General features: G+C 38.2%; 31 protein-coding genes, 1 tRNA gene and 5 pseudogenes. 13 read left to right on the top strand and 24 right to left on the bottom strand.

Annotated features, from left to right (window positions below):
* Positions 1-230 precede the first annotated feature (230 nt).
* From PU02_RS03395 to PU02_RS03370, 6 genes are all read right to left on the bottom strand, one after another.
* On the bottom strand, positions 231-1,370 hold the full coding sequence (locus PU02_RS03395; protein ID WP_053944070.1) for a flagellin N-terminal helical domain-containing protein: 1,140 nt from the start codon (positions 1,368-1,370) through the stop codon (positions 231-233).
* A gap of 126 nt (positions 1,371-1,496) precedes the next feature.
* On the bottom strand, positions 1,497-2,300 hold the full coding sequence (locus tag PU02_RS03390; RefSeq protein WP_053944069.1) for a pyrroline-5-carboxylate reductase: 804 nt from the start codon (positions 2,298-2,300) through the stop codon (positions 1,497-1,499).
* Between the two features lie 498 nt (positions 2,301-2,798).
* On the bottom strand, positions 2,799-3,164 hold the full coding sequence (locus PU02_RS03385; RefSeq protein ID WP_053944650.1) for a YraN family protein: 366 nt from the start codon (positions 3,162-3,164) through the stop codon (positions 2,799-2,801).
* A 16-nt stretch (positions 3,165-3,180) separates the two neighbouring features.
* A complete protein-coding gene (gene rsmI / locus PU02_RS03380) occupies positions 3,181-4,077 on the bottom strand; it encodes a 16S rRNA (cytidine(1402)-2'-O)-methyltransferase (protein ID WP_053944068.1) in 897 nt (298 codons plus the stop codon).
* Positions 4,078-4,125: 48 nt separating this feature from the next.
* Positions 4,126-4,827: an orotidine-5'-phosphate decarboxylase gene (gene pyrF, locus PU02_RS03375; protein ID WP_053944067.1), complete on the bottom strand. Its 702-nt coding sequence runs from the start codon at positions 4,825-4,827 to the stop codon at positions 4,126-4,128.
* Positions 4,828-4,876: 49 nt separating this feature from the next.
* Complete coding sequence (locus PU02_RS03370) at positions 4,877-5,968, bottom strand: Mrp/NBP35 family ATP-binding protein (protein ID WP_053944066.1); 1,092 nt, start codon at positions 5,966-5,968, stop codon at positions 4,877-4,879.
* A 537-nt stretch (positions 5,969-6,505) separates the two neighbouring features.
* On the opposite strand from PU02_RS03370, the gene rpmH reads away from it, so the two are divergent.
* From rpmH to PU02_RS03330, 8 genes and pseudogenes are all read left to right on the top strand, one after another.
* Complete coding sequence (gene rpmH, locus PU02_RS03365) at positions 6,506-6,640, top strand: 50S ribosomal protein L34 (protein ID WP_053944065.1); 135 nt, start codon at positions 6,506-6,508, stop codon at positions 6,638-6,640.
* Positions 6,641-6,763: 123 nt separating this feature from the next.
* Complete coding sequence (gene rnpA, locus PU02_RS03360; protein ID WP_053944064.1) at positions 6,764-7,168, top strand: ribonuclease P protein component; 405 nt, start codon at positions 6,764-6,766, stop codon at positions 7,166-7,168.
* The gene (gene yidC / locus PU02_RS03355) at positions 7,158-9,032 is read left to right on the top strand and encodes a membrane protein insertase YidC (RefSeq protein WP_053944063.1); all 1,875 of its coding nucleotides are present in this window, start codon (positions 7,158-7,160) and stop codon (positions 9,030-9,032) included. Before rnpA ends, yidC begins: the two co-directional genes overlap by 11 nt.
* Positions 8,992-9,639, top strand: a complete 648-nt coding sequence (gene yihA, locus PU02_RS03350) for a ribosome biogenesis GTP-binding protein YihA/YsxC (protein WP_053944062.1) — start codon at positions 8,992-8,994, stop codon at positions 9,637-9,639. Before yidC ends, yihA begins: the two co-directional genes overlap by 41 nt.
* Positions 9,640-9,770: 131 nt before the next feature.
* Entirely contained in the window at positions 9,771-10,463 is a 693-nt protein-coding gene (locus PU02_RS03345; protein ID WP_053944061.1) for a glutathione S-transferase family protein, read from the top strand.
* A gap of 392 nt (positions 10,464-10,855) precedes the next feature.
* Complete coding sequence (gene dapB, locus PU02_RS03340; protein WP_053944060.1) at positions 10,856-11,659, top strand: 4-hydroxy-tetrahydrodipicolinate reductase; 804 nt, start codon at positions 10,856-10,858, stop codon at positions 11,657-11,659.
* Between the two features lie 25 nt (positions 11,660-11,684).
* A pseudogene (locus PU02_RS03335) lies at positions 11,685-12,287 on the top strand (2,3-bisphosphoglycerate-dependent phosphoglycerate mutase); the annotation flags it as partial.
* Between the two features lie 141 nt (positions 12,288-12,428).
* Positions 12,429-12,513 (top strand) — tRNA-Leu (locus tag PU02_RS03330).
* A 117-nt stretch (positions 12,514-12,630) separates the two neighbouring features.
* Here the strand turns inward: PU02_RS03330 and PU02_RS06865 are convergent.
* The 6 genes and pseudogenes from PU02_RS06865 to PU02_RS06585 all read right to left on the bottom strand — a co-directional run.
* Positions 12,631-12,849, bottom strand: a complete 219-nt coding sequence (locus PU02_RS06865; RefSeq protein ID WP_082311405.1) for a hypothetical protein — start codon at positions 12,847-12,849, stop codon at positions 12,631-12,633.
* Positions 12,850-12,977: 128 nt separating this feature from the next.
* A complete protein-coding gene (locus PU02_RS03320) occupies positions 12,978-13,202 on the bottom strand; it encodes a hypothetical protein (RefSeq protein WP_053944058.1) in 225 nt (74 codons plus the stop codon).
* On the bottom strand, positions 13,199-13,861 hold the full coding sequence (locus PU02_RS03315) for a lysozyme (protein ID WP_053944057.1): 663 nt from the start codon (positions 13,859-13,861) through the stop codon (positions 13,199-13,201). Before PU02_RS03315 ends, PU02_RS03320 begins: the two co-directional genes overlap by 4 nt.
* A 205-nt stretch (positions 13,862-14,066) precedes the next feature.
* Positions 14,067-14,320 (bottom strand): annotated as a pseudogene (locus PU02_RS03310) (hypothetical protein).
* Positions 14,317-15,036: a phage antirepressor KilAC domain-containing protein gene (locus tag PU02_RS03305; protein WP_053944056.1), complete on the bottom strand. Its 720-nt coding sequence runs from the start codon at positions 15,034-15,036 to the stop codon at positions 14,317-14,319. The pseudogene PU02_RS03310 and the gene PU02_RS03305 overlap by 4 nt, the downstream one beginning before the upstream one ends.
* Positions 15,037-15,326: 290 nt before the next feature.
* Positions 15,327-15,779 (bottom strand): annotated as a pseudogene (locus PU02_RS06585) (Rha family transcriptional regulator); the annotation flags it as partial.
* A gap of 777 nt (positions 15,780-16,556) precedes the next feature.
* Between PU02_RS06585 and relB the strand changes: the two are divergent.
* Both relB and PU02_RS03285 read left to right on the top strand, forming a co-directional pair.
* Positions 16,557-16,784, top strand: coding sequence for a type II toxin-antitoxin system RelB family antitoxin (gene relB / locus PU02_RS03295; protein WP_053944055.1), 228 nt, complete (start codon positions 16,557-16,559; stop codon positions 16,782-16,784).
* Positions 16,785-17,473: 689 nt separating this feature from the next.
* Positions 17,474-17,791 carry a type II toxin-antitoxin system HicB family antitoxin gene (locus PU02_RS03285; RefSeq protein ID WP_053944053.1) on the top strand — a complete coding sequence of 106 codons (318 nt, stop codon included), beginning with the start codon at positions 17,474-17,476 and terminating at the stop codon, positions 17,789-17,791.
* A 352-nt stretch (positions 17,792-18,143) separates the two neighbouring features.
* On the opposite strand, the pseudogene PU02_RS06935 reads toward PU02_RS03285, so the two are convergent.
* The 7 genes and pseudogenes from PU02_RS06935 to ssb all read right to left on the bottom strand — a co-directional run.
* Positions 18,144-18,272 (bottom strand): annotated as a pseudogene (locus PU02_RS06935) (antitoxin MazE-like protein); the annotation flags it as partial.
* Positions 18,273-18,892: 620 nt separating this feature from the next.
* Positions 18,893-19,315, bottom strand: coding sequence for a type II toxin-antitoxin system VapC family toxin (locus PU02_RS03280; RefSeq protein WP_053943603.1), 423 nt, complete (start codon positions 19,313-19,315; stop codon positions 18,893-18,895).
* Positions 19,316-19,416: 101 nt separating this feature from the next.
* The gene (locus tag PU02_RS06835; RefSeq protein WP_158404007.1) at positions 19,417-19,578 is read right to left on the bottom strand and encodes a hypothetical protein; all 162 of its coding nucleotides are present in this window, start codon (positions 19,576-19,578) and stop codon (positions 19,417-19,419) included.
* A gap of 78 nt (positions 19,579-19,656) precedes the next feature.
* Positions 19,657-19,863, bottom strand: coding sequence for a hypothetical protein (locus tag PU02_RS03275; RefSeq protein ID WP_144417854.1), 207 nt, complete (start codon positions 19,861-19,863; stop codon positions 19,657-19,659).
* A 350-nt stretch (positions 19,864-20,213) separates the two neighbouring features.
* A complete protein-coding gene (locus PU02_RS03270; protein WP_053944052.1) occupies positions 20,214-20,600 on the bottom strand; it encodes a type II toxin-antitoxin system PemK/MazF family toxin in 387 nt (128 codons plus the stop codon).
* A 2-nt stretch (positions 20,601-20,602) separates the two neighbouring features.
* Positions 20,603-21,196: a hypothetical protein gene (locus PU02_RS03265; RefSeq protein WP_053944051.1), complete on the bottom strand. Its 594-nt coding sequence runs from the start codon at positions 21,194-21,196 to the stop codon at positions 20,603-20,605.
* Positions 21,197-21,210: 14 nt separating this feature from the next.
* On the bottom strand, positions 21,211-21,657 hold the full coding sequence (ssb, locus tag PU02_RS03260) for a single-stranded DNA-binding protein (RefSeq protein ID WP_053944004.1): 447 nt from the start codon (positions 21,655-21,657) through the stop codon (positions 21,211-21,213).
* A gap of 670 nt (positions 21,658-22,327) precedes the next feature.
* Here ssb and PU02_RS03250 point away from each other — a divergent pair.
* From PU02_RS03250 to PU02_RS03240, 3 genes are all read left to right on the top strand, one after another.
* Positions 22,328-22,627, top strand: coding sequence for a TrbI/VirB10 family protein (locus PU02_RS03250; RefSeq protein WP_236823999.1), 300 nt, complete (start codon positions 22,328-22,330; stop codon positions 22,625-22,627).
* A 73-nt stretch (positions 22,628-22,700) separates the two neighbouring features.
* Positions 22,701-22,961 carry an AbrB/MazE/SpoVT family DNA-binding domain-containing protein gene (locus PU02_RS03245; RefSeq protein ID WP_425351710.1) on the top strand — a complete coding sequence of 87 codons (261 nt, stop codon included), beginning with the start codon at positions 22,701-22,703 and terminating at the stop codon, positions 22,959-22,961.
* Entirely contained in the window at positions 22,961-23,293 is a 333-nt protein-coding gene (locus tag PU02_RS03240) for a type II toxin-antitoxin system PemK/MazF family toxin (protein ID WP_053944049.1), read from the top strand. Before PU02_RS03245 ends, PU02_RS03240 begins: the two co-directional genes overlap by 1 nt.
* Before the next feature lie 293 nt (positions 23,294-23,586).
* Here the strand turns inward: PU02_RS03240 and PU02_RS03235 are convergent, their stop codons facing one another.
* From PU02_RS03235 to PU02_RS03210, 5 genes and pseudogenes are all read right to left on the bottom strand, one after another.
* Positions 23,587-24,090 carry a hypothetical protein gene (locus PU02_RS03235; protein ID WP_200903949.1) on the bottom strand — a complete coding sequence of 168 codons (504 nt, stop codon included), beginning with the start codon at positions 24,088-24,090 and terminating at the stop codon, positions 23,587-23,589.
* 41 nt (positions 24,091-24,131) lie between these two features.
* Complete coding sequence (locus PU02_RS03225; RefSeq protein ID WP_053944048.1) at positions 24,132-24,437, bottom strand: hypothetical protein; 306 nt, start codon at positions 24,435-24,437, stop codon at positions 24,132-24,134.
* A 164-nt stretch (positions 24,438-24,601) separates the two neighbouring features.
* Positions 24,602-25,000, bottom strand: coding sequence for a type II toxin-antitoxin system VapC family toxin (locus PU02_RS03220; protein WP_053944047.1), 399 nt, complete (start codon positions 24,998-25,000; stop codon positions 24,602-24,604).
* Positions 24,997-25,248, bottom strand: a complete 252-nt coding sequence (locus tag PU02_RS03215) for an AbrB/MazE/SpoVT family DNA-binding domain-containing protein (RefSeq protein WP_053944046.1) — start codon at positions 25,246-25,248, stop codon at positions 24,997-24,999. Before PU02_RS03215 ends, PU02_RS03220 begins: the two co-directional genes overlap by 4 nt.
* 168 nt (positions 25,249-25,416) lie before the next feature.
* Positions 25,417-25,740, bottom strand: a pseudogene (locus PU02_RS03210) (type II toxin-antitoxin system HicB family antitoxin); the annotation flags it as partial.
* Positions 25,741-25,824 lie beyond the last annotated feature (84 nt).

Here is a 25,824-nt window from a genome sequence, read left to right as displayed (position 1 = left end):
TTGATATCTCACAAAAATTCTACTGAAAACAAAGAGAAATTCCTGAATACTCTTTTGTCGTGACTTCCATGATGTTTGCGATACCAATTGTATATCTGAAATTTTTAACTAAGTGTATTATCACAACTTTTGAATACGCCTTATCTTATTTCATATTGCTTTTTTCAAAACCTAAAAGAAAGGCAAGGCCACGCGAAGCGTGGCCTTTCTTAGATCTGAAGAAAACCGTATTAGTTACGGAAAAGAGCCAAGATGTTCTGGCTGCCCTGATTTGCGATAGAAAGAGCCTGAATACCAAGCTGCTGCTGAACTTGCAAGGCTGACAATTTTGCAGATTCTGCATTCATATCAGCATCAATAAGCGCACCAACACCTGCATCAATATTGTCTAGCAATTTTTTAACAAAGTTCAACTGGTTGTCTACCATGTTAACGGCAGAACCAATCTTAGATCCTGCAGTTAATGTTAAATCAACCGCACGACGTATTGTTTTCTGAACTCCACTAAAGATCATTTCTTGAGCAACTGAAGGAAGATCAGCAATGCCTTCTAACCCAACAAAATCTGCCAAAGTAATTGCATCAGCGATTACTTTAAAGTCACTCTGTGCTTTCGTCCAGTCTTCCTTATTGTCTTCTACAGCTTTCTTTGCTTCATCAAGCGCCGTTTTATTTTCTTCACTAGCGTTAGCAGCATAGTCAGCTTCTGCTTTAGCCAGAGCATCTTCTAAACCCTTTTGCTTTTCAGCAGCTTCATTGAAAACCTTAAGACCATCTTCAAGACCTTTTTCAGATGTACCGAAAACGTTTTGTAGAATTCCCCCAGTAAGATCAATGGTACCATCAGGTTTCATAACACCGAAATTTAATTCAGCTCCACCAACTTCGATCATGTCAACATAAACAGCTGAACCTTCACGACGGTAACCAGCAGCAATACCAACCTTCTGACCACCATTAGAAAGAACATTCTTTCCTCCGAAAGCAGCAGACTGAATTGCATTAGAAATATTTTGCATATTTCCCTTAATAGAATCCTGAATTTTTGTAATATCATCATTCGATTTTTCACGGGCAGAAACCATTGATTTCTGAATATCATCGAGTGATTGTTTGGTTACATCAACAGCTGTAGCAGCAATGCTCACCTGTTCTTTCCCTAAATTCATAGCATCAACAACAGCACTCATTGTGTTACTGTCATGTTTCATCATTGATGAAATAGACCAATAAGCAGCATTATCAGAAGCATTACCAATACGTAAACCTGTTGAAATACGATCTTTGGATCTGTCTAAATTGTTGTCAATACCACGAAGTGTCTGCAAAGCAGTCATAGCAGATCTGTTAGTTAATATACTAGAAGCCATAATCTCGTCCCTATAACGAAAAAATAAAGAGGGACATGCTGCGATTGCAGCTAACAATAGAGCGACGTCATGTCTGTTAAATAATAACCTATTATTGACACATTTGTATCAAAAATAGAAAATATGTCAACTATCTTTTCGAGTTGTACGTGCAATGCTCATTTTTTGTAAAACAATCTTTAATGCTTCCGTTAAAGCGGCTGATCCCCCTTGCTGAGAGAAACAGTCTGATAAAAGCTCATTCGTTCCTCCTTTAGTCGAGAATTCTTTCTCGAGAAGTGCAAAATTAATACCAGGTGAAGATCTATCTTTCACTATTTTGCGCATTGTATCTGTAAGATTACTAAACATCATAGTAAGAAAATGAGCAGATTGCTGCTTGTCTAAGCCTTGCATTATCAACCACTGGTGTGCTGTTTCTATAAAATTAAAATAAACCCCCATAAGTGAACCAGCTGTCATAAAAAGATTAAAATCATCTTCCTTTTCCAAAACTATTGTGCCCCCTAACGAATCAAACAGGCCCCGTAAAAAAGGGTGATCTGGATAAATTGGTGTTAAATTTTTTCTTTCTGCAACAAAAGGAAGCGGAACAGCGCGATAGACCTTATGATTTATCCATCCTTCAACTTCTGCTGCCCTTGACATTGCTAATACAGAAACCACAAAATGCTGTGAACGAAACTGCAATGAACGTAAGATATCTTCTGCACTTTGATTGCGCAAACAGATAAAAATACAATCACTTTCATCCAATAACGTTTGGTTGTTTTCAGCAATGACAACTTTATCGTAATTACGAGAAAGACGCTCTGCTATACCCGCATTGCGTGGTGAAATAATAATCGAAGAAACATCAAAAGTGCTTGCCATTAAACCATCTACCATAGCAGCACTAATAGTCCCTGTTCCCAAAAAACCAATTTTCACTTTTAATCCTCGCTTGCATTACTTTAAACAAAAAGACTTCAATCTAACTGTACTTAAAACTCAAAAGTCCTAAATAACAAACTCTACAAATAAAAAGAATTCCTGCTACTATTTTTCTTCAAAAAACTACTTTTGTGAATACTGTCCCAATATCTGAAAATGCCGCAGATAATGACAAAATCTTCTGGAATAAATTAACCAAATATCATGATATAATGCGGGTTTTGCTCTCAATCATCATGCTATTCTCATCTCTTGTACGACTGCACAGTTGATTACAAGTCTACATGATTAAAGTGGTAAATTTCTCACAAATACACAGTCCGCTACCACAACATTAACTCTAATAAATACTTCCTAAATGGTCAGTAATGTGCTGTGAACTTTTGACTATTACTCACGCTATCAGATCCACAAAAAACTTCTTTTTTCTATTAGCAAATAAAATTGAGATGCTCTCCGATCTCTCTCTTTTTCAAGAAACATAAAAGTTCTAACTTAACGAGACTCAAAGAAACCTGAAACATGATATGGTAAACGCCACGGCAAAATTGCAATGAAATCGAAGCGCACACATAAAGCAGCGTAATCTTTTTGCTGTGCTAACCAAACATCTGCCGCAGCCTTAATACGTCTCTCATTCATTCGGCTAACGGCCATCATTGCTTCAGATAGTGTAGAACGTGCTTTAACTTCAACAATCAAAACAAGATTGCCACGTCGAGCAATTAAATCAATTTCGCCACTTTTTGTTTTAAAACGCCTTGCAACAATGTGAAACCCCTTCAAACGTAACCACCAAGCTGCCCATTTTTCTGAACGGATACCTCGATAAAAAAACTTTTGCTTATCTTTTTTTTGTATCACGTCCCTTCCTTCATCAAACTTTATTTCCTTTTAAAAACATTAATCTTTGAAATAATTCCTGCTTTTTTAAATCTGTTTTTTTTGCAGCTAAAGCAGCTGCTTTTGCTGCAGGATACTTAGCAACCAATTCCTGCAACATATCATCAATTTCTTGAAAGCATATAGGATCCAAAGAAGCCGTTGCTTCCCCTCCAATCACAACAACAATCTCCCCACGTATGCGCTCCTGTTTGCTATAATATTCAAGCAAATCTCCTAAATTAGAAACATTTATTGTCTCAAATTTCTTTGTTAATTCGCGACAAACCGCAGCAGACCGATTAGCTGTGAAAACAGCAACCATATCCTGCAAACTTTCTACAAGACGGTGGGGTGATTCATAGAAGAGCAACGTTGAAGGAATCGATTTCAATTGCTCCAATCGCTTTTGACGTTGCTTTTTCTTTGCACTTAAAAAACCTGCAAAGAAAAAACTATCTGTCGGAAGCCCTGTGGTAACAACGGAAGCTAAAAGAGCCGAAGCACCAGGAATAGGAATAACTCTATGCCCCTCTTTGCGCGCTTCCTCCACCAATCGAAACCCCGGATCTGAGATCAGTGGTGTTCCTGCGTCCGACACGAGAGCTACGGATTGATGATTTGCTAAAGCCGCCAATAACTTCGAAATCATCTTTTGAGCGTTATATTCATGATAAACAAAAATTCTTCTCTGAATTCCGTAATGTGTCAACAAAATACGTGTTATTCGTGTATCTTCACAAGCCAATATATCGGCCCCTGCAAGAACTTGCAAAGCACGGATTGTGATATCAGAAAGATTACCAATAGGTGTTGATACCAGATACAGCCCTGGTTCTACAACCGGAGTAGAGTAAGCATGAGCACCTATAAAATACGCTTTCTCACTCATGCATTTCCTTTATATAAAACACCCTTTTTACTCACTTTTCTCTTATCATTATTCAGAAAAACTTGCCATATCTTTTAAAATTTCCTTCGTCGCAGCTAATGGATCATCTGCTTGAATGATTGGACGCGCCACCACAAGATGGCTCGCACCTGCACTTAGTGCTTCTTTTGGAGTCATAATCCGTTTTTGGTCCCCTCTATCACTCCCAATAGGACGAATTCCCGGTGTAACCAACGCCATATCTGTCCCAATAATTTTCCTCAAGGCTTCCGCTTCAAGAGCAGAAGAAATGATACCTCCCATTCCGATTTCACGCGCTTGCTCAGCTCTTCTCAAAACCAAATTTTTCGGACTCTCTCTATAACCAGCATTGTACAAATCAACTTGATCCATAGACGTCAACACAGTTACACCTAGCAAGCATAGATCACTCCCCTTAGCAGCGGAAACAGCCGCTTGCATTGCTGTTGGATAAGCATGAATGGTCAACATTGAAACACCCAATTTTGCAATATTTTCTACGGCTTTTGCAATGGTATGATCAATATCCAACAATTTCATATCAAAGAATACTTTTTTTCGTGCCTGGATAAGTTCTTGAACGAACCCCATCCCTCCGGAAAAAACAAACTGATAGCCTATTTTGTAAATATGAACGCAATCACCTAATTGTAAAACCAATCTTTCTGCTTGTTGAACACTTGTAACATCCAACCCAACAATGAGACGATCATTCATCGCCGGTACCATTTAAATACCTCATAATAATTTAAGACTACTTCTCTTTACAAAATGCGTATTAAAAAAATTTATCCCTGATTTTATGAACAATTGAGCGGTAGAGTCCAGCATTTTTCCCCTCAAAATCAGCAATAAAAATTGGCAAACCTTCATCTGAAGAGGTCCGTAAAGAAGCATCAAGTGGAATCTCTGCCAAAAGAGGGATTCCACGATTTTCTGCTTCCATACGTACACCACCATAACCAAAAATGTCGTAGCGTTTTCCTGTATCAGGTGCAATGAAATAGCTCATATTTTCAATAAAACCTAAAATAGGAATATCGACTTTCATAAACATCTCCACCGCTTTGCGTACATCAACCAAAGAGAGATCTTGTGGCGTAGAAACAATTAAGGCTCCTGTTAATTGAACTTGTTGAGAAAGCGTTAATTGTACATCTCCTGTCCCTGGGGGTAGATCGATCACTAAAATATCAAGAGGACCCCATACAACATCTCTCAAAAATTGAGTAACAGCTGCCATCACCATAGGACCACGCCATACCATTGGCTTTTCTTCATCAACCAAAAAACCCATAGACATTAATTGGAGGCCAAACTTGTTAAGAGGTTGAATTTTTTTACCCTCAATTTGTTGCACTTTTCTATTAACAAGCCCTGTCAAACGCGGCAAAGACGGACCATAAATATCTGCATCCATCAACCCCGTCCTAAAACCAGCATCTTGTAGTGCTAAGGCAATGTTAATTGCTGTTGTCGATTTACCAACACCACCTTTCCCAGAAGCAACGGCGATCACATGACGTACGCCATCTATCGGCATTTTCGTGGGTAAGACACCTCTGCGCCCTGGCTTAGAGACAAATGCACCTTTATGCCCTTGAGAAGATACTTTAGGTTCCTTTTCTGCCGTTAACGTTACAACAACCGCTCTAATTCCCTCTAAGTCATTAACTGCTTTTTCAGCAGCACAGCGTAATGGTTCAAATTCTTGCGCACGTCCATTAGGAATTGTGATAGAAAAGAAAACCTTGCCATCAGCAATAAATATATCTGAAAGAAGCCCCAGCGATACAATATCGCTGTCACAATCTGGCCCTTTGACTTGACGCAGCCTTTCGCGGATGATCTCAGCTGTGATAGAGCCCACTCTCATTTCCTCTCTTTGACACAAAAATTTCCCAAAATAGAGCGATACAAGCCGAAATAACTGAGATCAATAATTCTTAATGCTTCTCTTCTTTTCTCAAAAGTCAGTTTCAAAAACATAAGTTTACGCAAATCTCACCGCACTATAATTTTATTGAGATACTTAACACATTCCTGCAATAATTGCTTTTATTTAATTATTGAAATGACAATATAATAACCACTTAATAGTGCTCTATAGTACTCTTGCACATTTATCCTAAAATTTTACTGCTATTTGAGAATCTTCTTTCCAAATTACTCAAACATAAAATGAGAGTTTCAGAATGCAACACAGCTAAAAAGCTTTTATTATTTAGTCTACTATCACTAAAAATTTGATATTTAAAAACAATTCACATTCGAAGAGCAAACGGCTAATCTAAGATTGACTTTTTTATGTTTTTCTTGATAGAGTGGTGAATTCTTAGATCTTCAGTTAAATGAGAATTGTTCATCTGGTGCATTTTGTACCGTAGAACCAAGAAGGGCCCGCACAATGAAACGTACTTACCAACCCTCCAGACTTGTCCGTAAGCGTCGCCATGGATTTCGTGCCCGTATGGCAACGGCTAGCGGTCGTAAAATCATTGCAGCTAGACGCCTTCGTGGGCGTAAAAGGCTGTCTGCTTGAATTTTTGAGTTTTAGCAACAGATCTAATGTTGTCTATTTTCTTGTCTACAGGATCCTTGCTGCAAAGCTTTGGTTATCTGCGATCTGTTGTCCCAAGTTTGGTGAAGCAATGAAGCATCTTTCATGAAGAAAAAAACCTGTAGAATTCGAAAAAGAGCTGACTTTTTGGCCGTTCGTACAGGAGAAAAACGACGTAGTCCTTTATTCTTGCTTGAAGTTAAATCCCGCGAACTTGAAGTTAAATCCTGTGAAACAGAAAAAAACGTTCCTAACTTTCTTGGTGCGCGCGTAGGGTTTACTGTAACACGAAAAAATGGCAATGCTGTTAAACGCAATCGTATTAAAAGGCGTCTACGCGAAGCGGTTCGGATTGGAGTGGCAGATAATATGGAAGCGGGAACTGACTATGTTATTGTAGCTCGCACTGGTGTGCTTTATGCACCTTTCACGCTCCTGATCAGCGAACTCGGCCGGTTAGTAAAATTAAAAGCAAAAAAGATGACAGAAGGTAGTACAAATGGAATATAATCGTAACTTCTTTATCGCCATTGGATTATCCTTTATTGTTTTCATTGCATGGCATTTTTTATACGTCGTTCCCCAACAGCAAAAAATACAACAGGCGCGAATGGTTGCTCAGCAACTGTCACAGAAAAATTCAGAAATTCCAGCTTCTCAGACAGATTCTTCTGATAATACGCTGATGAATAAATCAGAATCTCCTCATAGCCATACAATGACACCGGAAAATCGTCAAAAGAAGTTGGCAAAAACAAATCGTGTTATGATTAAAACCAACAAACTTGATGGTTCTATTAACCTCGTTGGCGCACAATTTGACGATCTATTGCTGAAAAAATATTATCTCACGGTTTATGAAACATCACCGCAAGTTACCTTACTTAACCCTCACGGATTTACGGAAACTTATCTTGCTGAATTTGGTTTTACAAGTTCGTCTTTACCGCAAAATTCCTTGCCACAATCAGATACACAATGGCAAATAGAAAGTGATAATACAGTTTTAACCCCTTCAACACCTGTTACTTTGGTCTATGATAATGGACGAGGACAAATTTTTCGTCGCACCCTTTTTGTTGATGAACATTACATGTTCACGATCGAGGACTCTGTTAGTAATAAAAGCAGTAATCCTGTAAGGCTTTCGTCTTATGCTCGAGTTACACGTGCAGCTCCGCCAGAACACACCAATGCAACTTTTTTGCTTCATGAAGGTATGATTGCCATTGCAGGTGATTCACTAAAAACAGAAACATATAAAGCTTTATCAGAATTGAATCCTAACCCTAACAATAACCAAAAAAGTATTGTCTTCTCTAAAATTACAGGGGGATGGATTGGTATAACTGACAAATACTGGGCTGCAGCAGTTATCCCCCCACAAAATGAGGAATATACAAGCCGTTTTGTCTATTTTGATCGACTGAGCACCCATTATCAATCAGATCTGCAAAGTGCACCCTTAACTATTCAACCAAATGAAACAAAAAAAATTGTGAATCGTTTCTTTGCAGGTGCTAAAGAAGTTGGCATCATCAATCGTTATCAAAACGAATTAGGTATTAAAAAGTTTGCTCTCTTAATTGATTGGGGTTGGTTTGATTTCATTACAAAACCAATGTTTTCTCTTATACACATGCTCTACCAACAAACAGGTAACTTTGGAGTGGCTATCCTTTTAATTACAGTTCTCCTAAAGGTTGTAATGTTTCCCCTTGCAAACAAGTCTTACACGTCTATGGCAAAAATAAAACTTTTGCAGCCAATTATGCAAGAAATCAAAGAAAAATATGCCGATGATAAAGCTCGACAACAGCAAGAAATGATAGAATTGTACAAAACTAGAAAAATTAACCCTCTTGCGGGATGTTTGCCGCTTTTTATTCAATTTCCAATATTTTTTGCGCTTTATAAGGTCCTTTATATTACCATTGAAATGAGGCATGCTCCCTTTTTTGGTTGGATTAAGGACTTGGCAGCACCAGATCCGACGTCTATTTTCAACTTATTTGGTTTACTGCCCTACTCGGTACCATCATTCCTGATGCTTGGAGCATGGCCTCTAATCATGGGTATAACAATGTTTTTGCAAATGCGCATGAATCCAACCTCTCCAGATCCAATTCAAGCTGCGCTCTTTATGTGGATGCCAGTTATTTTTACTTTTATGCTAGCATCTTTCCCAGCTGGTCTTGTAATTTATTGGGCCTGGAACAACGTATTATCGATTATCCAGCAGAGTATTATGATGAAACGTCAGGGAATAAAAATTGAGCTTTTTGACAATCTTAAAATTCTTTTGAGAAAAAAACTAAAGAAGACATGCGTCAATGACACAATCTTCTGCATTTTCTGGAATTTTTTCCCGTAACTGGATTTTTATTCGTGGTGTACCTGCAATACAATTTCTACCTCCTGAAAAACCACCAGAAATTGCTTTTGCAGGACGCTCTAATGTTGGGAAATCTTCTTTAATTAACGCGCTCGTCAAGAAAAAGGGCCTCGCACGTACCTCAAATACACCAGGAAGAACTCAAGAACTGAATTATTTTGTTCCGGATGGTTTCAATCAGAAAGAAGGAGATACCCCTCCTATGGCATTGGTCGACATGCCAGGATATGGTTTTGCGAAAGCTCCTAAGAATCTAGTTGATAGCTGGACAAATTTGACCTTTAGTTATTTGCGAGGTCGCACAACACTGAAACGCGTTTATATTTTGATCGATTCACGGCATGGAATTAAAAAGAATGATGAATATGTTCTTGACCTTCTTGATAAAGCAGCTGTTTCCTATCAAGTTGTTCTCACAAAAAGTGATAAAATCAAACCAAATATGTTGGAAAAATTAATGATAACTTCAAAAATACGTATTCTTAAGCGTCCCGCAGCTTACCCTGAATTGCTTGCAACTTCTGCAGAAAAATCTCTCGGCCTAGAGGAACTACGTTCTGCTATCTTACAAGCAGTTATGTGGTAGAATATTTTTTATTAACCTATTGTTAAGTATAACTTATGAGCTATTTTTAATAATCTTGTTCTTTTAACAGCACTTTCGTATAAGGTTCTCTTACCTTAAACGGCTTACGAATTTTTTTCATATTCATAAACATGCTAACACTGTTTCATCATCCTCTATCTGTTCCATCTCGCTTTATTCGTCTTATTTTAGAAGAATTCGGAATCGCCACTCATCTTATTGAAGAATATGAATGGGCGAGAAGACCTGAATTTCTTGCTCTTAATCCAGCCGGAGATTTGCCTGTTCTCTTGGACGAACGAGAAGTACCATTATCAGGTGCTACTGTTATTTATGAATACCTGGATGAGATATATGGTAGTTTAAGGCGAGAAAAACGTTTTTTCCCTGAGAATCCTCTAGAGCGTTCCGAAGTACGCCGTCTCAATTGCTGGTTTTTAAACAAATTGGATAGTGAAGCAACGCGTTATATTGTCCGAGAACGAATCCACAAACGTGAGATGCCAATAGATATCGGTGGTGGTGCACCTAACTCTCAAATTCTACGTACTGCACGAGCCAATATTCCACCACATATGAACTATCTAAATTGGCTCTGTGTCTCCCGTGATTGGCTAGCTGGTTCCAGACTGTCCTATGCAGATCTAGCAGCCGCAGCCTCCATATCTGTTCTTGATTTTCTAGGAGAAATCGACTGGGAAAAGTTCCCTGCTGTTCGAGAGTGGTATACACGAATCAAATCACGTCCTTCTTTCCGTTCTCTTCTAGCTGACCGTGTTAGAGGCATTACACCAAGTTCTCACTATACCGATCTTGATTTTTAAAAAAGTCTATTTGCAGATATTATTACACAACTATCTTTTCTTGTATCAAAAATTTTAAAAATCTTACTCTCGATTTTTTAGACACTAAATAATTTCACGAATTGTATATACTCTCCAGTGAAATTCAATTACGTTGGTAAAATTCTATCGCTCGATATTACAGATAATATGAACAAGAACTTTGCAATATCTCAACCTAGTGATTTGAAAACACTTATTATCCCTGTATAAGAGCTTATTGTTTTTCAATAGCAGTCAGCATTTTCTGGCTAAAACCTATGAAATAGACAATTAAACAAAGAGAAGAACTTAATTTTATTGCTCAAAAGCTGATTGGAAAGAAGAAAAAACTTTGCTTATACGCAAAAGCACATTTCATAAGGAGTAAAGACATGCGCCTTTCTGTTGTTGGTGCCAATGGAAAAATGGGACGTGAACTCATTACGGCTTTTCAACATACAAAAGCAGTAGAATTAAGTGGTGTTCTCGTACGTGAAAGATCCCATTTTGTTGGAAAAGACGCAAGTATTCTCACTGGTTCTTCCCCCCTTGGAATACATATTACTGATAATCTTGAAGAAGCTTTCTCTAATGCCGAAGGTATTTTAGATTTTTCCCAACCACAAGCCACTATCACTTATGCTCGTTATGCCGCTCAAAAAGGCCTTGTTCATATTATTGGAACAACTGGATTTAGCAAAGAAGAAGAAGCACAAATTGAATCTTTTGCTCAACATACAACTATTGTCAAATCAGAAAATATGAGCCTTGGTATTAACATTTTGGCTAGCTTTATAAAAAAAGCGGCTTATGTGTTAAAATCCCATGATTTTGACATTGAAATTTGTGAAATGCATCACTCTCAAAAAATTGATGCCCCTTCTGGAACAGCCCTCCTTCTTGGCAATGCAGCGGCAAAAGGACAAAATGCTGTACTCAACGAAATAAGTGTTCACCGCAATAATTATACAGGTAAACGAAAAAAAGGAAGTATCGGTTTTGCATGTCTCCGAGGTGGAACAGTAATTGGTGACCATAGCGTAATTTTCGCAGGCTTAAATGAACGCATTGTTTTTTCACACTCAGCGCAAGAACGTTCCATTTTTGCTAACGGTGCATTTAAAGCAGCGTTATGGGCAAAGAATCACAAACATGGCCTTTACTCAATGCTTGATGTCTTAGGGCTCAATAATTAAGCTTAATATTACAGGAAATGCACAAATGGGACGCACACTCGTACTGGTCCGTCATGGACAAAGTGAATGGAATACCAAAAATCTTTTCACAGGTTGGAGAGATCCAGATTTGACAGAAAAAGGTCGTATGGAAGCAATTGCAGCAGGAATAAACCTTAAAAAAGAAGGATTGAAATTTAACATAGCTTATACATCTTCCTTACAACGTGCACAAAAAACTGCCCAACATATTTTAAAACAAATGGGACAATCTTCCCTAAAACTAATAAAAAACTCAGCGTTAAACGAGCGTGATTATGGTGATTTATCAGGATTGAATAAAGATTACGCTCGTCAACAGTGGGGCGAAGAACAGGTACAAACCTGGCGTCGCTCTTACACTATCGCTCCTCCAAATGGAGAAAGCCTACGCGATACCGGAGCACGTGTCTGGCCTTACTATTTCTACCATATCCAACCACACGTTCTACGCTCAAATACTGTTCTGATTGTGGCTCATGGCAACTCCCTGCGTGCTCTCATTATGGCACTCGAGGGGCTGAACAGTGAGGAAATTATATCTCGCGAATTAGCAACCGGCATTCCCATTGTATACGAACTAAACGAAGACTCCACAATTTCATCAAAAAAATCATCACTGGTTAGGTTATCAAAATTACCATGGATTCTAGACTGTTTAATTTCATATTTTCAATGCTCTTATAATTTTTTTACACTCTTTATAATATCATTGACAGATGTACGCCCTAAGCTTAGATAGACTGCTACTGCCCAGATGGCGGAATAGGTAGACGCGCAGGTTTCAGGTACCTGTACCGCAAGGTGTGGAGGTTCGAATCCTCTTCTGGGCACCAGGTCGCTTTTTTCAGCATCTAAGGTATTGATTTTATTGATATTTTTTTAAGGTGAGGGATAATATAATCAAAGTGAGGGAATAGGATTTTCCAATTTGCCTTTTCTATAACTGCTTTTCAACTCTTTGCAAGCCATTGCTTCAAATGTGTGAAGATCGTATCAAGTGCATTAATCAAACGCTCAAGATCAAGCACTAACAAAAATATGATCAACACTATCCACCTCGTTAAACGAGACATCATTTTCACACCCTGGTAAGTACTGATCATCTCTTGCAAAAGCTCTTTCTCTGATTCCGTGAGCTCTACATTTTTGTTACTTTGTCTTCTTGCCATGTTGCCAACCACACATACGTTCACCTTGCTTGTTGTGCTTTAAAAGATCTTTTGCCAAATTCTGACTGATCACATCTAGGTCTTGGCGCTCTAAATAAATTGGTAACCAACCAACACAAGAAGCCCGTTCATTGCTTGCGCAACCATTGAGAAAGCTCAGCACGCACATCAGCATCACTTTTTCTGTTAATCTCATTTTCTACCTCAATCCGTGTTACCGCCATCTTTAATGCATGCTCCGTTTGCTTGTGCTGTTCAGTCTCCTTTCCAGTGTAAAAAGCCTTCATGAAAGCCATAAAAAAAGCAGCCAAAGCTGCTAATATGACCAGAAAATATTCTTTCAACCAGGTCATAAGCGTTTTTCCTGAAAACGTTTGGCAACAAAGACAATCCCTATACAGGCCGCTAAAACCATAATCGAAGCTAAAGCCCATTGCACAGGACCTTGCCCTGTCAAAATTCCTGTTAAACCTGATAAAGAACCAATGATAGATGCTAGAACTTCTGCTTTAAAAGAATGAGTTGGCTCTTTTGTTTCTACTTTTTGATAATTTGAACAAACATAAGCCCCTTTAACCCAGAGCCCAGCTTCTGCTGCCCGACGATTGGCAAGCCCCCGTAAACGTTTACCACCTGCCCTAATCCATTTTTGCAATTCAGAGGGTACGGCTTCATAATCACCTTTGTTCAGCTTTTTCAAAAGTGTAGAGGTACAAAAAGCTTCTGCTCCTACATTATAGCAAAACGACACAAGTGTAGCGAATTGCTCATCAGTCAAAGGAACAGTAACAGCCTGCTCAATAGTGCTCTCAAATTGTTTTAAATCTTGTTTCAGAATGGTTTCGGCTTGGCTTTCAGTGATTTTCATACCCTCTTGTACAATGGGCTCTCCTGCTTGTGCTGTATGGCCATAACCTATTGTCCATATCCCAATAACATCTTGATAAGCATTCAAACGTAAGCCTTCCCATTTTTTAATGAGTTCAAGTCCTTCTTTGGATATTTTTCGCATATGTCTTCTCCCCATAAAAAAAACCTCTCCCTTATGGACAGGCCTTATTTATTTCCATTTTTGAAAACAGATAATTTATGATATTTTGGTCTCGAGTGCAGTCAAACCCCGTTTTTAAGAGCGAGGATGGAGTCAAAAATAAGTCTTATACTCTCATATGAACAAAGGCTGGTGTTCAATTCCAGCCTTTGTTCTTTCTTATTCATTAATGGCAAAGTGCCTTGTCTAAATCCGGGCTATAAGCCTTCAACCAAGGATCAAAACTCGGAGACAATTCTGAATCGCCAAAACCTTAAAAGCATTCGGAACTTCATCCTGAAGTTTTAACATTAAAGCTATTTCTACCTCATCCATAAGATCAACCAAGGCTGTGCATTCTTCATCTTCAATGTCTTCACGATTAGAAAGCTGAGACAGCTTCATCCACAAATCGCACAAAAAGTCGGTATCTATCTTCATTGCACACCTCCATGGAATTGCTCTCTCAAGCTCGCCAATCCATCAGCTGTGATTTTAGCTGAGGAAACTATTTTTTCTGTTCCATCAGGTTTGTGAATAGTCAGAGTTGAGCAGTCCATCAGACCTTTCTTGATTTTATCCTGATACGGTAATAACGGAGCACCTGGAACACGTCTATAAACCCAATTATGACTCCACAAATAGTGAATGAAATCCTTTGGTCTCATCTCCAATACCTTTGCTGCTTCAATGATACCGAATAGACCATCACTCCGCTTTAAGCTTTCAAGGGCTTTTGCTTTTGGTTGTAATTCAGCAATGACATTACCCTTGCGTTCATTTTCGCTTTTTAGATACGTCAAGACACCAAGCACAGCTTCTGGACTGGAGTAGTCAACACAAGGTGCTGCTACTTGCGCTTCCAGTGCCTGCCAGCGGTCAATGATCTTTGCACGTAAAGCAGTGCTATAACCTGAAACGAGAATTAAACATTCACGTTTAGGAAGATGATAGCAGGATCGTTTTTTAGTTTGTTTATCTGTATAATGACCGCCAAAATTAGCCGGCTCAAATTTGAGCTCGCTAAATATTTGCCGAATATCGCGCATAACATTCTTATGTTCTTTGCTACACAATTCAGCAATCTCATAGCTAGACATAGTCTGAACCCTTGCACTATTAACAGTGCATTCTGTAGTTTCCATGAAAGTGTTCATGATGAACTCCTTGTTGATAAATGTTTTCTATTGACACCTTAGAAAAGTATCGGGTGCTAGAAAACACGGCAACAAGCCCGTCGTTACGCTTTCCCCATGAGAGTATTGTATAGCGCAACCACACCCGACAAGATCATTGTACGTTACAAGTATACAATGAGTCAAAGCCTTTGATGTGCGGGGAAAAATTGTTTCGGCAATCCATCCGCTTGTTGTTTTAAGGTGTTTTCTAGGCACCTGGCTTGAAAATTTCATATTGAAACAATATTGTCAAGAGAAAAGTATGAAATCCGCTTTAAGCTTTCAAGGGCTTTTACCTTTGGTTGTAATTCAGCAATGACATTGTCTTTGCGTTCATTTTCATTTTTTAGGTATGTCACAAAGCCAAGCATCACCTCAGGATTGGAGTAATCGATATGAGGTACGGCTATTTTCGCTTCCAGTGCCTGCCAGCGGTCAATGATCTTTGCACGTAAAGCGGTGCTATAACCTGAAACAAGAATTAAACATTCACGTTTAGGCAAATGATAGCAGTTTTGAGGTTTGCCTTGCCTATTTAAATAGGTGTAATCAAATTTGATTAGTCCCCCTTCAGGGTATAGTTCTTCTAGCATTTGCCGAATGTCACGCATAACATTGTGATGTCTTTTTCCGCACAATTCAGCAATCTCACGGCTAGACATAGTCTGAACCGTTGCACTATTATTAACAGTGCTTTCTGTAGTTTCCATGAGAGTGTTCATGATGAACTCCTTGTTGATGATGTTTTTGATTGACACCTAAAAGGTATCGGGCGCTGAAAAACACGGCCACAAGCCCGTCGCTACGCCTTCCCCGTGAGAGTATTGTATAGCATAGCTACACCCGACGCGCTTATTGTATGTTACAAACATACCACGAGTCAAAGTTTTTAATGTGCGGGAAACGATTGTTTCGGGCAATCTATCCGCTTGTGGATCTAAGGTGTTTTTCAAGCACCTGACTCGAGAGTTTCATATTGAAACAATATTGTCAAGAGAAAAGTATGAAACAAGATATTATTTGCTTTCAATTTTTTATGGAAACGAATGATAACTCCATGCTTGAACGACCACCTTTAGGTGTTACTCTTTTTTGAGTAAAACCTATAAAGTCTTGATTTTATTGTAAATAAGTACTTATTAAATCTAAATTTCAATCAACTCAATATGTAGGTCCAAATTTGGACTGGCATTTCTTCTGCTTGTTTAGATTAGGTGCAATCAAATTTGATTAGTCCTATTCCTTATCCCAAATCGTTATAAAACCTTGCCCTTCAAGCAGATATTTAAGACATTGTTTTGAATTCTATCTCGAGTATCTAAATATGGAGATATCTCTACAAGATGATATTTCTTATCTTGGAGGTTTTCACCAATTTGGGGGAAAACTATTCAATATCCTTCTTGCCTTGAAAAACAAAGCAAATGTCGGGTGAAACATTTTTCTATACAATGCATTATACTTGTATTACAGTGAATACAAATTACAAGAGGCTTACTATGACGACATCCATTCGGTTGCCAAGCGATCTTGAGACACGTTTAAAAAATCTAGCAGACAAAACAGGACGGACAAAATCTTTTTATTTGCGTGAAATCATCGAACGTGGGATCGAGGAAGCAGAGGATTATTATCTGGCTTCTCAAGTCAGAGAGCGTATCCAAAAAGAAGACGCTACTTTTTATAGCTCTGAGAAAGTAAGGAAAGAGCTTGGCTTGAACGATTAAATATGAAAAGCAGGCTCTCAGTTTTTTAAAGAAATGCGATAAAAAAGAAGCACGACGCATTCTCGATTTCTTAGATGAAAATATCGCTTCTCTTGAGAATGTACGTACTGCTGGAAAACCTTAAGAGGTCCATTGTCAGGCTTGTGGAGGTATCGTGTAGGCAACTACAGACCAAAATTCAATCATTAAAACGAAATTTAAAATAAGTGCCCCCAAATTTGGGGAGACCCTTTCCTGCTCTATATTTTGTGCTCCCCAATTTTAGAGATCGCAAATCTTGTGTTTTTAACGTTCGCCAAAATTGGCGAACGTTAATGAGAAAACCTCTTATCTTAAGCGCTGTAAATTCTTACTATTCAGGGTAAGAAAAATCTCAAAAAAAGCAATATCTAAACTAAGAATCTAAAAGATTGACTAGTATTAATAATGATACTATTATAAGGTCGTGAGCAAGAAAATTGAACAAATCATAAACTTGATGGAATCATCACCTAAAAACATCAAGTTTTCGGATTTATTGGCTATGTGTATACATTTCTTTGGGGAGCCACGAAACAATGGTTCAAGTCATTTTGTTTTTAAAACACCATGGCTAGGTGATCCACGCGTGAATATTCAAAAAGATTTTGGAAACAAAGCAAAAACATATCAGGTAAAACAAGTCTTAAAAGCGATAGAAAGGATGAAAAATGAACAATAATCATTACACATATCGCGTTTTGTGGTCAGAAGAAGATGAAGAATATGTCGGCTTATGCACTGAATTCCCTTCTCTTTCATGGTTAGATGCTCAGGCAGAAAATGCATTAAAAGGCATCATGAACCTCGTTTCAGAAGCGGTTGCAGACATGGAGAGTAATGGAGAAAAAATTCCTGTTCCTTTGTCACATATAGAATATAGTGGCAAATTTCAGCTAAGAATACCGCCAGAACTCCACCGGCAATTAGCAATTCAGGCTGCTGAAAATGGTGTAAGCTTAAATAGATATATTTCTTCTAAACTCTAAACTTCACCGATTGCTTCATACCCATAAAATTAATATCCTCTCCCCTAAAGAACAGGATTTTATAGAACTTAGGATAACCACTAAAATTAACCACCTCAAATTTGAGGTCGTTAAATATTCTCTAGATGCTTTTAGTGAAATGACATTTTATACTTGAGAAAGTGCCCCCTTAGGTTTTACTAGATTTTTAGTAAAACTCATAAGGCGTTGATTTTATTCAACAATTATCCTGATCTCTTTAACATCATCCCCGCCCTAAAAGACCATGTTTTTACAGTGCTCAGGATCAAATTACTTGGTAATGCCAAGAAACGTCTAAATAGCATAGAAACAGTCACAAGATCTCTTCGCCTCATACTGTCCAACTGTCTATGTCTTTTAGCGCCTCATCCATGAATTGTTGCAAATCACCGTATTCCATATCTGCTTGCTTAATAAGTTCGCACTGGCGGCGACATTCTTCTTCAAAGCCTGGGCGTTGGGTATCTTGTACTCAAATTTGCACTGGATGTAACCCCACTTTGCGTAGAGCATCTTCATTCTGTTGAAACTCTTGTAAATTTATATTTTCCACAGTGAGGTATCCCATAACTGGTATCCTTTTTCATACACTAACATAGGACTCTTTTTTGTTACATATAACTAGAGAAAATTAACATTCTCCTCGCCTTGAAAAACGAGGATTTCTACTGCGTTTAAGCTTAGCATTAAGCCAACCCTAAATCGCTTCGGTGAGTTCCTACTGCTGGCGACATTACTGTATCTCTTACTTCACAGGCGAACCGGGCGTGTCCACCCTTAAAATATTCATCGCGCCACCACCTTTGACAAATAGCGCTTATATGAATATGGCTATCATCTATGTAGATAGGGTGAAACGTCTCTTTTGTCATTTTTAAGCCCTTGGTCTATTCTGCTTTTAGCTTTGTCCTGCTTATAAATAGATGCATCCAAATTTGGATTGACTTTTTTCTAGCTTTTGTGCTCCCCGATTTTGGGGAGCGCAAATCTTATAACGTTCGCCAAAATTGGCGAACGTTAATTAATAAGGGAATCCTTTATCCTGAGTACCGTAAACCTCTTCCCTTCAGAGAAAAAATATCAAGCTTGTTCAATATCTGTGTAAATAAAATCATTTCCTTTAAATAATAGTGACAATTTATAATTCTGGCTACAAGCATAAGCAAAACAGTCTCCCATATTAAGCCGTGCCTTACTGCCTGTACCTTTACCAAAATGCATATAGGCATGAAGAGCAGTTTGATATTCACAACTATCAATGGAAACAAATTTAACACTATAAAAGTCTATAAAATCATCAACTAAAGCCTTAGCTTCTACAACTGTTGATCGTGCAACTGTTTTCCCTTTTGTCGTTTTTTCAAAACAAAGACCTGCTACAGCCTCCCAAACCGCAATTGCTGACGTGCAATTTTCTTTAGCTTTTTCCATTTTTTCAATAAAAACAGGCGCTTCTTCCTCACCTAAAAGAATGGCAAGGATAGCTGAGGCATCAAGAAACATTTAAAAACCTCCGCTCAAATCATCAAAAAACGCCTTACGTTCTTCTTCTGTACGAGGTTTATAGCCCCTTCCTAAAAATTTTCGTGTCCGCTGCTGAAATTCTAAAGCCTTTTCATGATAAGAAATTTCTTTTTTTTAGCTGCTTTTAACATTAACAGAGCTGCTTCAACTGTTTGAGTATAGGTATTATAGCCATAAAGGTTTTTAACCTCATCAGCTAATTTTTTAACATTTTTGTTTGGAACAAAAAGCACATCAGCCATTTTGTGATCTTTCAATTAATATTAATTGTCTAATATTATAATATTACATAATCGATATTAATTTCAATATCTTTAATATTATATATTTTGCCGCTTTGTATAAAAATGCTTTTGAAGTGCGTTAAGAACAATACGCAATGGACCAACAAGATGCGGCAAGCTTTGATCTTCTACAACAAGATATTGCAATGCAGCATCATATTGCTCTTGACTGAGACCATCTTTTCCTCCCGACATAAAACCGTCCAATGTAGAAACCAGACAACGGATTTTTTGCCTATTCATATGTAGGATCAATTTGGGAACCGCAAATCTTGTTTTTGTAACGCTTCCCAATTTTGGGAAACGTTAATGAAGAAATCTCTTATCCTAAGTACTGTAAACTTTTCCCAATTAAAAGCAGAGCGTATTAACTCAATAATGTGGAGTCAAATTTGGATTTGCAGTAATGAAAAGAAGAAAGCTTTTATGCAGAAAATTTAAAAGAGAGAAAAAGGATTAAGCAAAGCTTAAAAAGCGAAAGAGGCAGTAAACCACCCCCTCGCACCTGACCCCCCTAACGGAGGAGCGGTCACCAACCGTTTCCAGTTCAGCGCCGTAATTAGGAAGAAGTATACTTTTTTTATCCACAATTGTCAATGATTGGGATGCGGTAAATATTCCCACATTAGGCTAATGACCCTATTAAACTCTTCTTGTGAAAGCCTACAAATGCGGTCAGTTGCACTTAATCGGCTCACTGCAATTGTGGTCAAATAATCACATATAACCCATGATGCTTGCATACTTGGAAGCAATTTTATTAAATAGGCAGCGTGGTTATCAGGCTGTGATTTGGATGTTATAGGTAAAACCGTTACACACCCATTGAGTTTAGAAGTCTTAGAAACGACTAACACAGGACGTTGTTTCCAAAATTCTGGTAATTGAGCATCTTTTGGGAAGTTACACCAAAAAATTTGCCGAATACGTGGAGCTGATTTTAATCGTGGTTTTAAACGTGGTGGTGGCGTTTCGTTCATTATTAATTTTTACTCTTTGAGATAAATCTTATACTGCAACATTCAAAATATCGATGAAGCGCATTAAGAACAATACGCAATGAACCAACGAGATGCGGCAAGCTTTGATCTTCTACAACAAGATATTGCAATGCAGCATAAAGGTTATGTTGATGATACAAACCTTGCATGTCCTCAATAATCTCTTTCACTGCTAAAAACTGTTCTGTTGCTGCTGTAACCCATTCTTCAAGACCCTCTTGATCTGGAGTAGTCATCGCATCGTCATAACATCCGCTAGAAAAACCTTTAGCACAAAAGTAATTATTTCTTACTCGAAGATACTGCTGTGCAACATCATATTGCTCTTGACTGAGACCGTCTTTCCCTCCCAACAAATAAAGCCGTCCAATATAGGAACCAGACAGTGGATTTTTTGCCTCTTCATATGTGAGCTCCAGGTGCTTCATACGCATTTGAATAGCTAACTGATCAATTGGTTCACGAGATTTCCTTGCTCGCGAAATACGGCCATTGGGTTCTCTCATACATCCCTCAATCCGCGGACGCCCGCATCTTGCACGTTTCGTACGCTTTTTTCTTTTTGACTTCGCCATATCCCAATTTTTGATTAGAATGGAATACTGTCATCGAGATTAGCGGATCCTGAAGCTATGGCATAATTTTGTGACAGCGTATTAGACTGTGAAGATGGACCATCACTGACAAAATTCTTCTTTGAATCCAGGAGATACAACTCTCCCTTAAACTGCGGCAAAATCACCTCTGTCGTGTAATGCTCCCCACCATTTTTATCTTGCCATTTCCGTGTTTGGAGTTGTCCTTCGATGTAAACTTTACTTCCTTTAATAAGATATTGAAGGGCAATTTTTGCAAGGTGCGGATTGAAAATCACAACGGAATGCCATTCAGTTTTATCTACTCGCTGATTGGTCGTTTTATCGGTATAACTCTGTGAGGTAGCGATACGAAAATTGACCACCTCGGCCCCAGAAGCCATTCTTCTACTTTCTGGATCAGCACCAAGGTAACCAATTAAAATGACTTTATTAAACATACTGATAGCCCCACCCTTTATGTTACTCTTTTTTAGAGGAAAAAACGCGCCGTTGATTGAAATTTTGAATGAATCAATGAGAAAATTTTTAAAATTAGACGAATTGACATTTTATTTGTCTGAATAGCAAGATTTATTGTGAAACGGATAAGCTAAGCCGAATTTTGATCAGCTATATTCAGATCACTGCAAAACCTTATCCTTCAGAGTGAAAGGAATATCAATTAGCTATTTTTAGCAGAGGGGAGAAAAAAATAGTTATGCATAAAAATAAGAGCGATACAGAATTAGACAGTAGAATAATGCGGTTAATTTCTACATTTAGCGATGAGCAGAAGAAAGATTTTATTTTTTATTTTCAAGATGTAAGTGATTTAAAAGAAGAAGAATTATTTCTTTATCTAGCCGATTTGTTTTTTTAAAAGATCAATAATCTTCTCATCAATAGTTTGTTCAACAGTAGAAATTGGGAAGGAGGGGCTATAGTTAATAACCATCCTTCACTAACCTTAAATGCTTTTGCATATTTCGCAAATGCGCGTGATATTCCTCTAACTCCTTGTTCATGCTGGATATAACTGGAGTAGTTCCATCCAAAATACTCTGCAAGCTTCTTTAGCACTTCTAAAACCACGTGCTAAACGCGCTTGCGTTAACCTAGAGGATTTTTTTGTTATTTGATCGAGCATTTTTTCCTCTGACACTCAATTCAAATACATCTTTTCAAGCTCCAGCACAGAATACGAATACCTCAGGCAATATCAACAGTAATGCAGCAACAGCAAAAGAAATGTTAGCTGCAGAGCTTGGTAGACAATGGGGCGATGTTGGAATTGAAATGACTCGTCGCAATTTAAATATTCAGCCGACGATTATCATTCGCCCAGGCTATAATTTCAATGTGATGGTCACAAAAGATATTCTTCTGCCTGCTTGGCGAGGCCATCCAATGGCGATACTAAGACCTTAGCCCACTCATTTTGAAAAACATTGATTAAGGGATTTTAAATGTTATATAATTATATAATATTTAAAGGAAGATGATGATGCATACAACAAAGTTACGTAAAGTTGGAGGCTCAGTAATGCTTTCAATACCGCCTGCATTGCTTGATGTCCTCAACCTGGTTGAAAATACCGAAGTAGATTTAGCCATTGATAATGGCCGTTTGATTGTGCAGCCACAAACCCATCCAAATTATACTCTTGATGAGCTATTAGCTCAATGTGATCCTTTAGCGGATTTCGATGATGAAGAGATGCAATGGCTTAATTCTCAGCCTATTGGTAGAGAGCTGTTGTAATGAAACGAGGTGAGATCTGGTTTGTTTCGCTTGATCCAACGTCTGGTTATGAGCGAAAAGGAATGCGTCCAGTATTGATTGTATCACCTGAGGCGTTTAATCATGTCACAAAGACACCAATTGTTTTACCGATTACAAGTGGAGGGAACTTCGCTAGAACAGCAGGTTTTGCTGTTTCATTAATGGGAAGTGGATTGCGTACAACGGGTATTATACGCTGTGATCAACCCCGGGCCTTGGATATAGGAACACGCAACGGAAAAAGAATGGAAACCGTCTCCTCTGTGATTATGGATGAAGTTTTAGCAAAGCTATCAACGTTGCTGACTTAAAACGCCTTATTATCTTGAAGGCAGCAAGAATTCTCTTCATTTGTCATATATAAAATATATTCAAAATTCTGTTGAACATATCGAGACATGTTTGACCTAGATAATGGGTCTCTCTTCTTTTTGGTAAAAAGGTCAGAAGAAACTTCTCCATCTTATAAATTCTTGTGCTTGGGATGATATAAGAACGCAGTACCAAATAGTACAGTATAGTACTATATAGTATAGTATCTTTTAGTACCATATATAACGAGAAATTAAATGCCTGTTATTTCATTTGCTAATTCAAAACGCTCTTACAGCGATACATCTTTTTCATGTGGAAGGTCTACACCAAGAATTTTTGCTTGCATTTGCTCATAGAGCTGACGACCTATTTTCATATTTCTTTTGCGTGCATCGATAACAGATTTTTCTTCTATCGTCAGACGAGCCTTATCCAAATTGTTTAATCGCGTATAATGCGATGCTAGTGTTTGGCGCGCTTCGTCATAAGGTAGCCCTTTTTTTCGATTTTTCGAAAACTCATAAGCTTCATTAATTATCTGATATTTTACAGGGTCTACAACAATTTTCATGTGCTTTTTGATAGAGTTTATCTCAATTAATGCCGTTTCCAGGCTACTAATCATTCCTGGACTGTTAGCATGTCGCTTCAAATCCTCTACAACAATGTTATATTCCGCTTCAAGAATTAACGACAAATCGCCACTCTGCCCAATCGATAAAACATGATTATAGAAATCAGTCCGCAACTCGTGTAACGCTTTGACTTCGAAAGTCTCAGCATTTGCTTCCATTAACATATATTCTTGGGCTATGAATTTAGCTAATTTTCCAATCAAAAGGGAACGCTCGCTATAATTATATCTCTATCAAGCCAATCTTGTCCATATTCAGCATCAGCCCTTCTGGTTGGAAAGCCCATATCACGAATGAATTGTGCACCACATCTTTTTTTAAGACCTAAAAGCGCAGGGGCTGGAAGTTCCGCCATAGCTAGCCATTCCCAAGAGGTCTTGTCGTCATTGGCTTTATCGGCTGCTCGTGATTCAAAAACATAAATGTTATTTTGAGAGATACCCCTTGCTCTCAATTTTTCGCGTTCTTCCTCGCTCATATAGCTTTTTGGGGGTTTTTTATTCATAGCAAACACATCCTTATACTGTCTTTATTAAGATAGAGGATTATTATACTAATTCTATCATTAGAGTTCAATTTTTGACTATTGTTGCCGCTCCATTGATTAAGGACCGCATAAAGGAAAAACAAAAGCCATCCAATGGTAGCGCCGCGGCCTTAGCTTATTCGTTAGGACAGGAGTTTTGCAACCTGCCCTTTTTGCGTTAACAGGTCGATCGCTTGTTTATCAAATGAAACAAAAGTTTCACCGCCTAGCCAATTACCTTCATAGGCCATGATCCCATCAGCAAAATCTCCACCCGCTTCAAGGATGGCAATTCCTGCTTCAACAGCGGGTCGATTCATTACGATATTATTGGTTGTTAGCAGATCACGTAACATCGCAGCTACATCTTCTTTTGATAATTTTGCACCTCGGCGTAGTATCCAAACAAGTTCACATAGACAAGGCAAAGAAATAGCTATTAGCGAAGCTTCTTTTAAGATCTTGCTTGCCACCTTGCCCTGCTTTTTATCGTCTTGTAAAACAGCACGGACTAGAACGTTTGTATCTACAGAAATCTTCATTTCTCACCTGCCCAACCAGAAGCAGCAATTTCATTCATTTCTTCAAGGGTCAGTGGTTTTTTTACCTTACCAGCAAATCGTCCGATGAAATTATCAATTGTGCCAACAGGTTGTGCTGCCTTTATGCGAAGTTCACCACCAGGCAACTTATCAAAGTTGATCCGTTCCCCTGGTTTAATCCCAAGATGCTGTAGTAAATCCCGCTTCAGTGTGCCTTGTCCTTTTGCTGTAACAGTTAATGAAGGCATAGAAAAATCCTTTGTACTATAAACATATTTGCTAAGTATACGTAAAAAGTAATGTAGAATTCAATTGCTTTTTAAAAAATATAAAATTAGAACATAAAAACGACATTATTTGGTTGACGATTGTGACGTAGAGTGTGTGTTGCCTTATTTCATAGGAGATAAGATCCTTCAAATGGGCTTCCTCATAGAAGCAGATACAGTTTTAATTGAAATAATCACTTGTTTGCCGAGAATAGCTAATGCTTGTTCTAGCGTTTGAAGTTTAGTTGGATAGTTTGGATCGAGGATACGTCGCGCTTCTGTTTCTTTTTTTCCAAGACGGTTAGCCAATTCTGTTTTTGTGATATCAGCTTCATTAAAAGCTTCTATCACTGCTAATTTAAGGGCGTTCCATGCATCTACCGTTATCGCTACGAGACCTTTATACTTTTGTGGTGTAGGCAAAGGTAAATTACGTATAAGATAGCTCCGCAGTGCTAAACCTAAGGCTTCTCTCTAAGCAGTGCCTCTCTTTTCATTCACTCCCCTAAGTCTTTAGATAGTTAGTGTCGCACAAAAAAGTTCGATATTCAACAA

This window comes from Bartonella ancashensis (assembly GCF_001281405.1).
Classification (GTDB): domain Bacteria; phylum Pseudomonadota; class Alphaproteobacteria; order Rhizobiales; family Rhizobiaceae; genus Bartonella; species Bartonella ancashensis.
This window is presented reverse-complemented; position numbering and strand designations above follow the sequence as displayed.

Excerpts from the sequence above, each read along its gene's own strand:
- PU02_RS06835 (WP_158404007.1), bottom strand. The coding sequence starts at position 19,578 with ATGGCTGATGTGCTTTTTGTTCCAAACAAAAATGTTAAAAAATTAGCT.
- PU02_RS06865 (WP_082311405.1), bottom strand. The coding sequence starts at position 12,849 with ATGGCAAGAAGACAAAGTAACAAAAATGTAGAGCTCACGGAATCAGAG.
- rnpA (WP_053944064.1), top strand. The coding sequence starts at position 6,764 with ATGAAGAAAAAAACCTGTAGAATTCGAAAAAGAGCTGACTTTTTGGCC.
- yihA (WP_053944062.1), top strand. The coding sequence starts at position 8,992 with ATGACACAATCTTCTGCATTTTCTGGAATTTTTTCCCGTAACTGGATT.
- PU02_RS03395 (WP_053944070.1), bottom strand. The coding sequence starts at position 1,370 with ATGGCTTCTAGTATATTAACTAACAGATCTGCTATGACTGCTTTGCAG.
- rsmI (WP_053944068.1), bottom strand. The coding sequence starts at position 4,077 with ATGAGTGAGAAAGCGTATTTTATAGGTGCTCATGCTTACTCTACTCCG.
- PU02_RS03265 (WP_053944051.1), bottom strand. The coding sequence starts at position 21,196 with ATGGCGAAGTCAAAAAGAAAAAAGCGTACGAAACGTGCAAGATGCGGG.
- relB (WP_053944055.1), top strand. The coding sequence starts at position 16,557 with ATGACGACATCCATTCGGTTGCCAAGCGATCTTGAGACACGTTTAAAA.
- PU02_RS03240 (WP_053944049.1), top strand. The coding sequence starts at position 22,961 with ATGAAACGAGGTGAGATCTGGTTTGTTTCGCTTGATCCAACGTCTGGT.
- PU02_RS03225 (WP_053944048.1), bottom strand. The coding sequence starts at position 24,437 with ATGAATAAAAAACCCCCAAAAAGCTATATGAGCGAGGAAGAACGCGAA.
- PU02_RS03275 (WP_144417854.1), bottom strand. The coding sequence starts at position 19,863 with ATGAATAGGCAAAAAATCCGTTGTCTGGTTTCTACATTGGACGGTTTT.
- PU02_RS03280 (WP_053943603.1), bottom strand. The coding sequence starts at position 19,315 with ATGTTTCTTGATGCCTCAGCTATCCTTGCCATTCTTTTAGGTGAGGAA.
- pyrF (WP_053944067.1), bottom strand. The coding sequence starts at position 4,827 with ATGGTACCGGCGATGAATGATCGTCTCATTGTTGGGTTGGATGTTACA.
- PU02_RS03245 (WP_425351710.1), top strand. The coding sequence starts at position 22,701 with ATGATGCATACAACAAAGTTACGTAAAGTTGGAGGCTCAGTAATGCTT.
- PU02_RS03315 (WP_053944057.1), bottom strand. The coding sequence starts at position 13,861 with ATGCGAAAAATATCCAAAGAAGGACTTGAACTCATTAAAAAATGGGAA.
- PU02_RS03270 (WP_053944052.1), bottom strand. The coding sequence starts at position 20,600 with ATGAACGAAACGCCACCACCACGTTTAAAACCACGATTAAAATCAGCT.
- rpmH (WP_053944065.1), top strand. The coding sequence starts at position 6,506 with ATGAAACGTACTTACCAACCCTCCAGACTTGTCCGTAAGCGTCGCCAT.
- dapB (WP_053944060.1), top strand. The coding sequence starts at position 10,856 with ATGCGCCTTTCTGTTGTTGGTGCCAATGGAAAAATGGGACGTGAACTC.
- PU02_RS03345 (WP_053944061.1), top strand. The coding sequence starts at position 9,771 with ATGCTAACACTGTTTCATCATCCTCTATCTGTTCCATCTCGCTTTATT.
- PU02_RS03320 (WP_053944058.1), bottom strand. The coding sequence starts at position 13,202 with ATGACCTGGTTGAAAGAATATTTTCTGGTCATATTAGCAGCTTTGGCT.
- PU02_RS03285 (WP_053944053.1), top strand. The coding sequence starts at position 17,474 with ATGAACAATAATCATTACACATATCGCGTTTTGTGGTCAGAAGAAGAT.
- yidC (WP_053944063.1), top strand. The coding sequence starts at position 7,158 with ATGGAATATAATCGTAACTTCTTTATCGCCATTGGATTATCCTTTATT.
- ssb (WP_053944004.1), bottom strand. The coding sequence starts at position 21,657 with ATGTTTAATAAAGTCATTTTAATTGGTTACCTTGGTGCTGATCCAGAA.
- PU02_RS03235 (WP_200903949.1), bottom strand. The coding sequence starts at position 24,090 with ATGGAAGCAAATGCTGAGACTTTCGAAGTCAAAGCGTTACACGAGTTG.
- PU02_RS03215 (WP_053944046.1), bottom strand. The coding sequence starts at position 25,248 with ATGCCTTCATTAACTGTTACAGCAAAAGGACAAGGCACACTGAAGCGG.
- PU02_RS03305 (WP_053944056.1), bottom strand. The coding sequence starts at position 15,036 with ATGAACACTTTCATGGAAACTACAGAATGCACTGTTAATAGTGCAAGG.
- PU02_RS03220 (WP_053944047.1), bottom strand. The coding sequence starts at position 25,000 with ATGAAGATTTCTGTAGATACAAACGTTCTAGTCCGTGCTGTTTTACAA.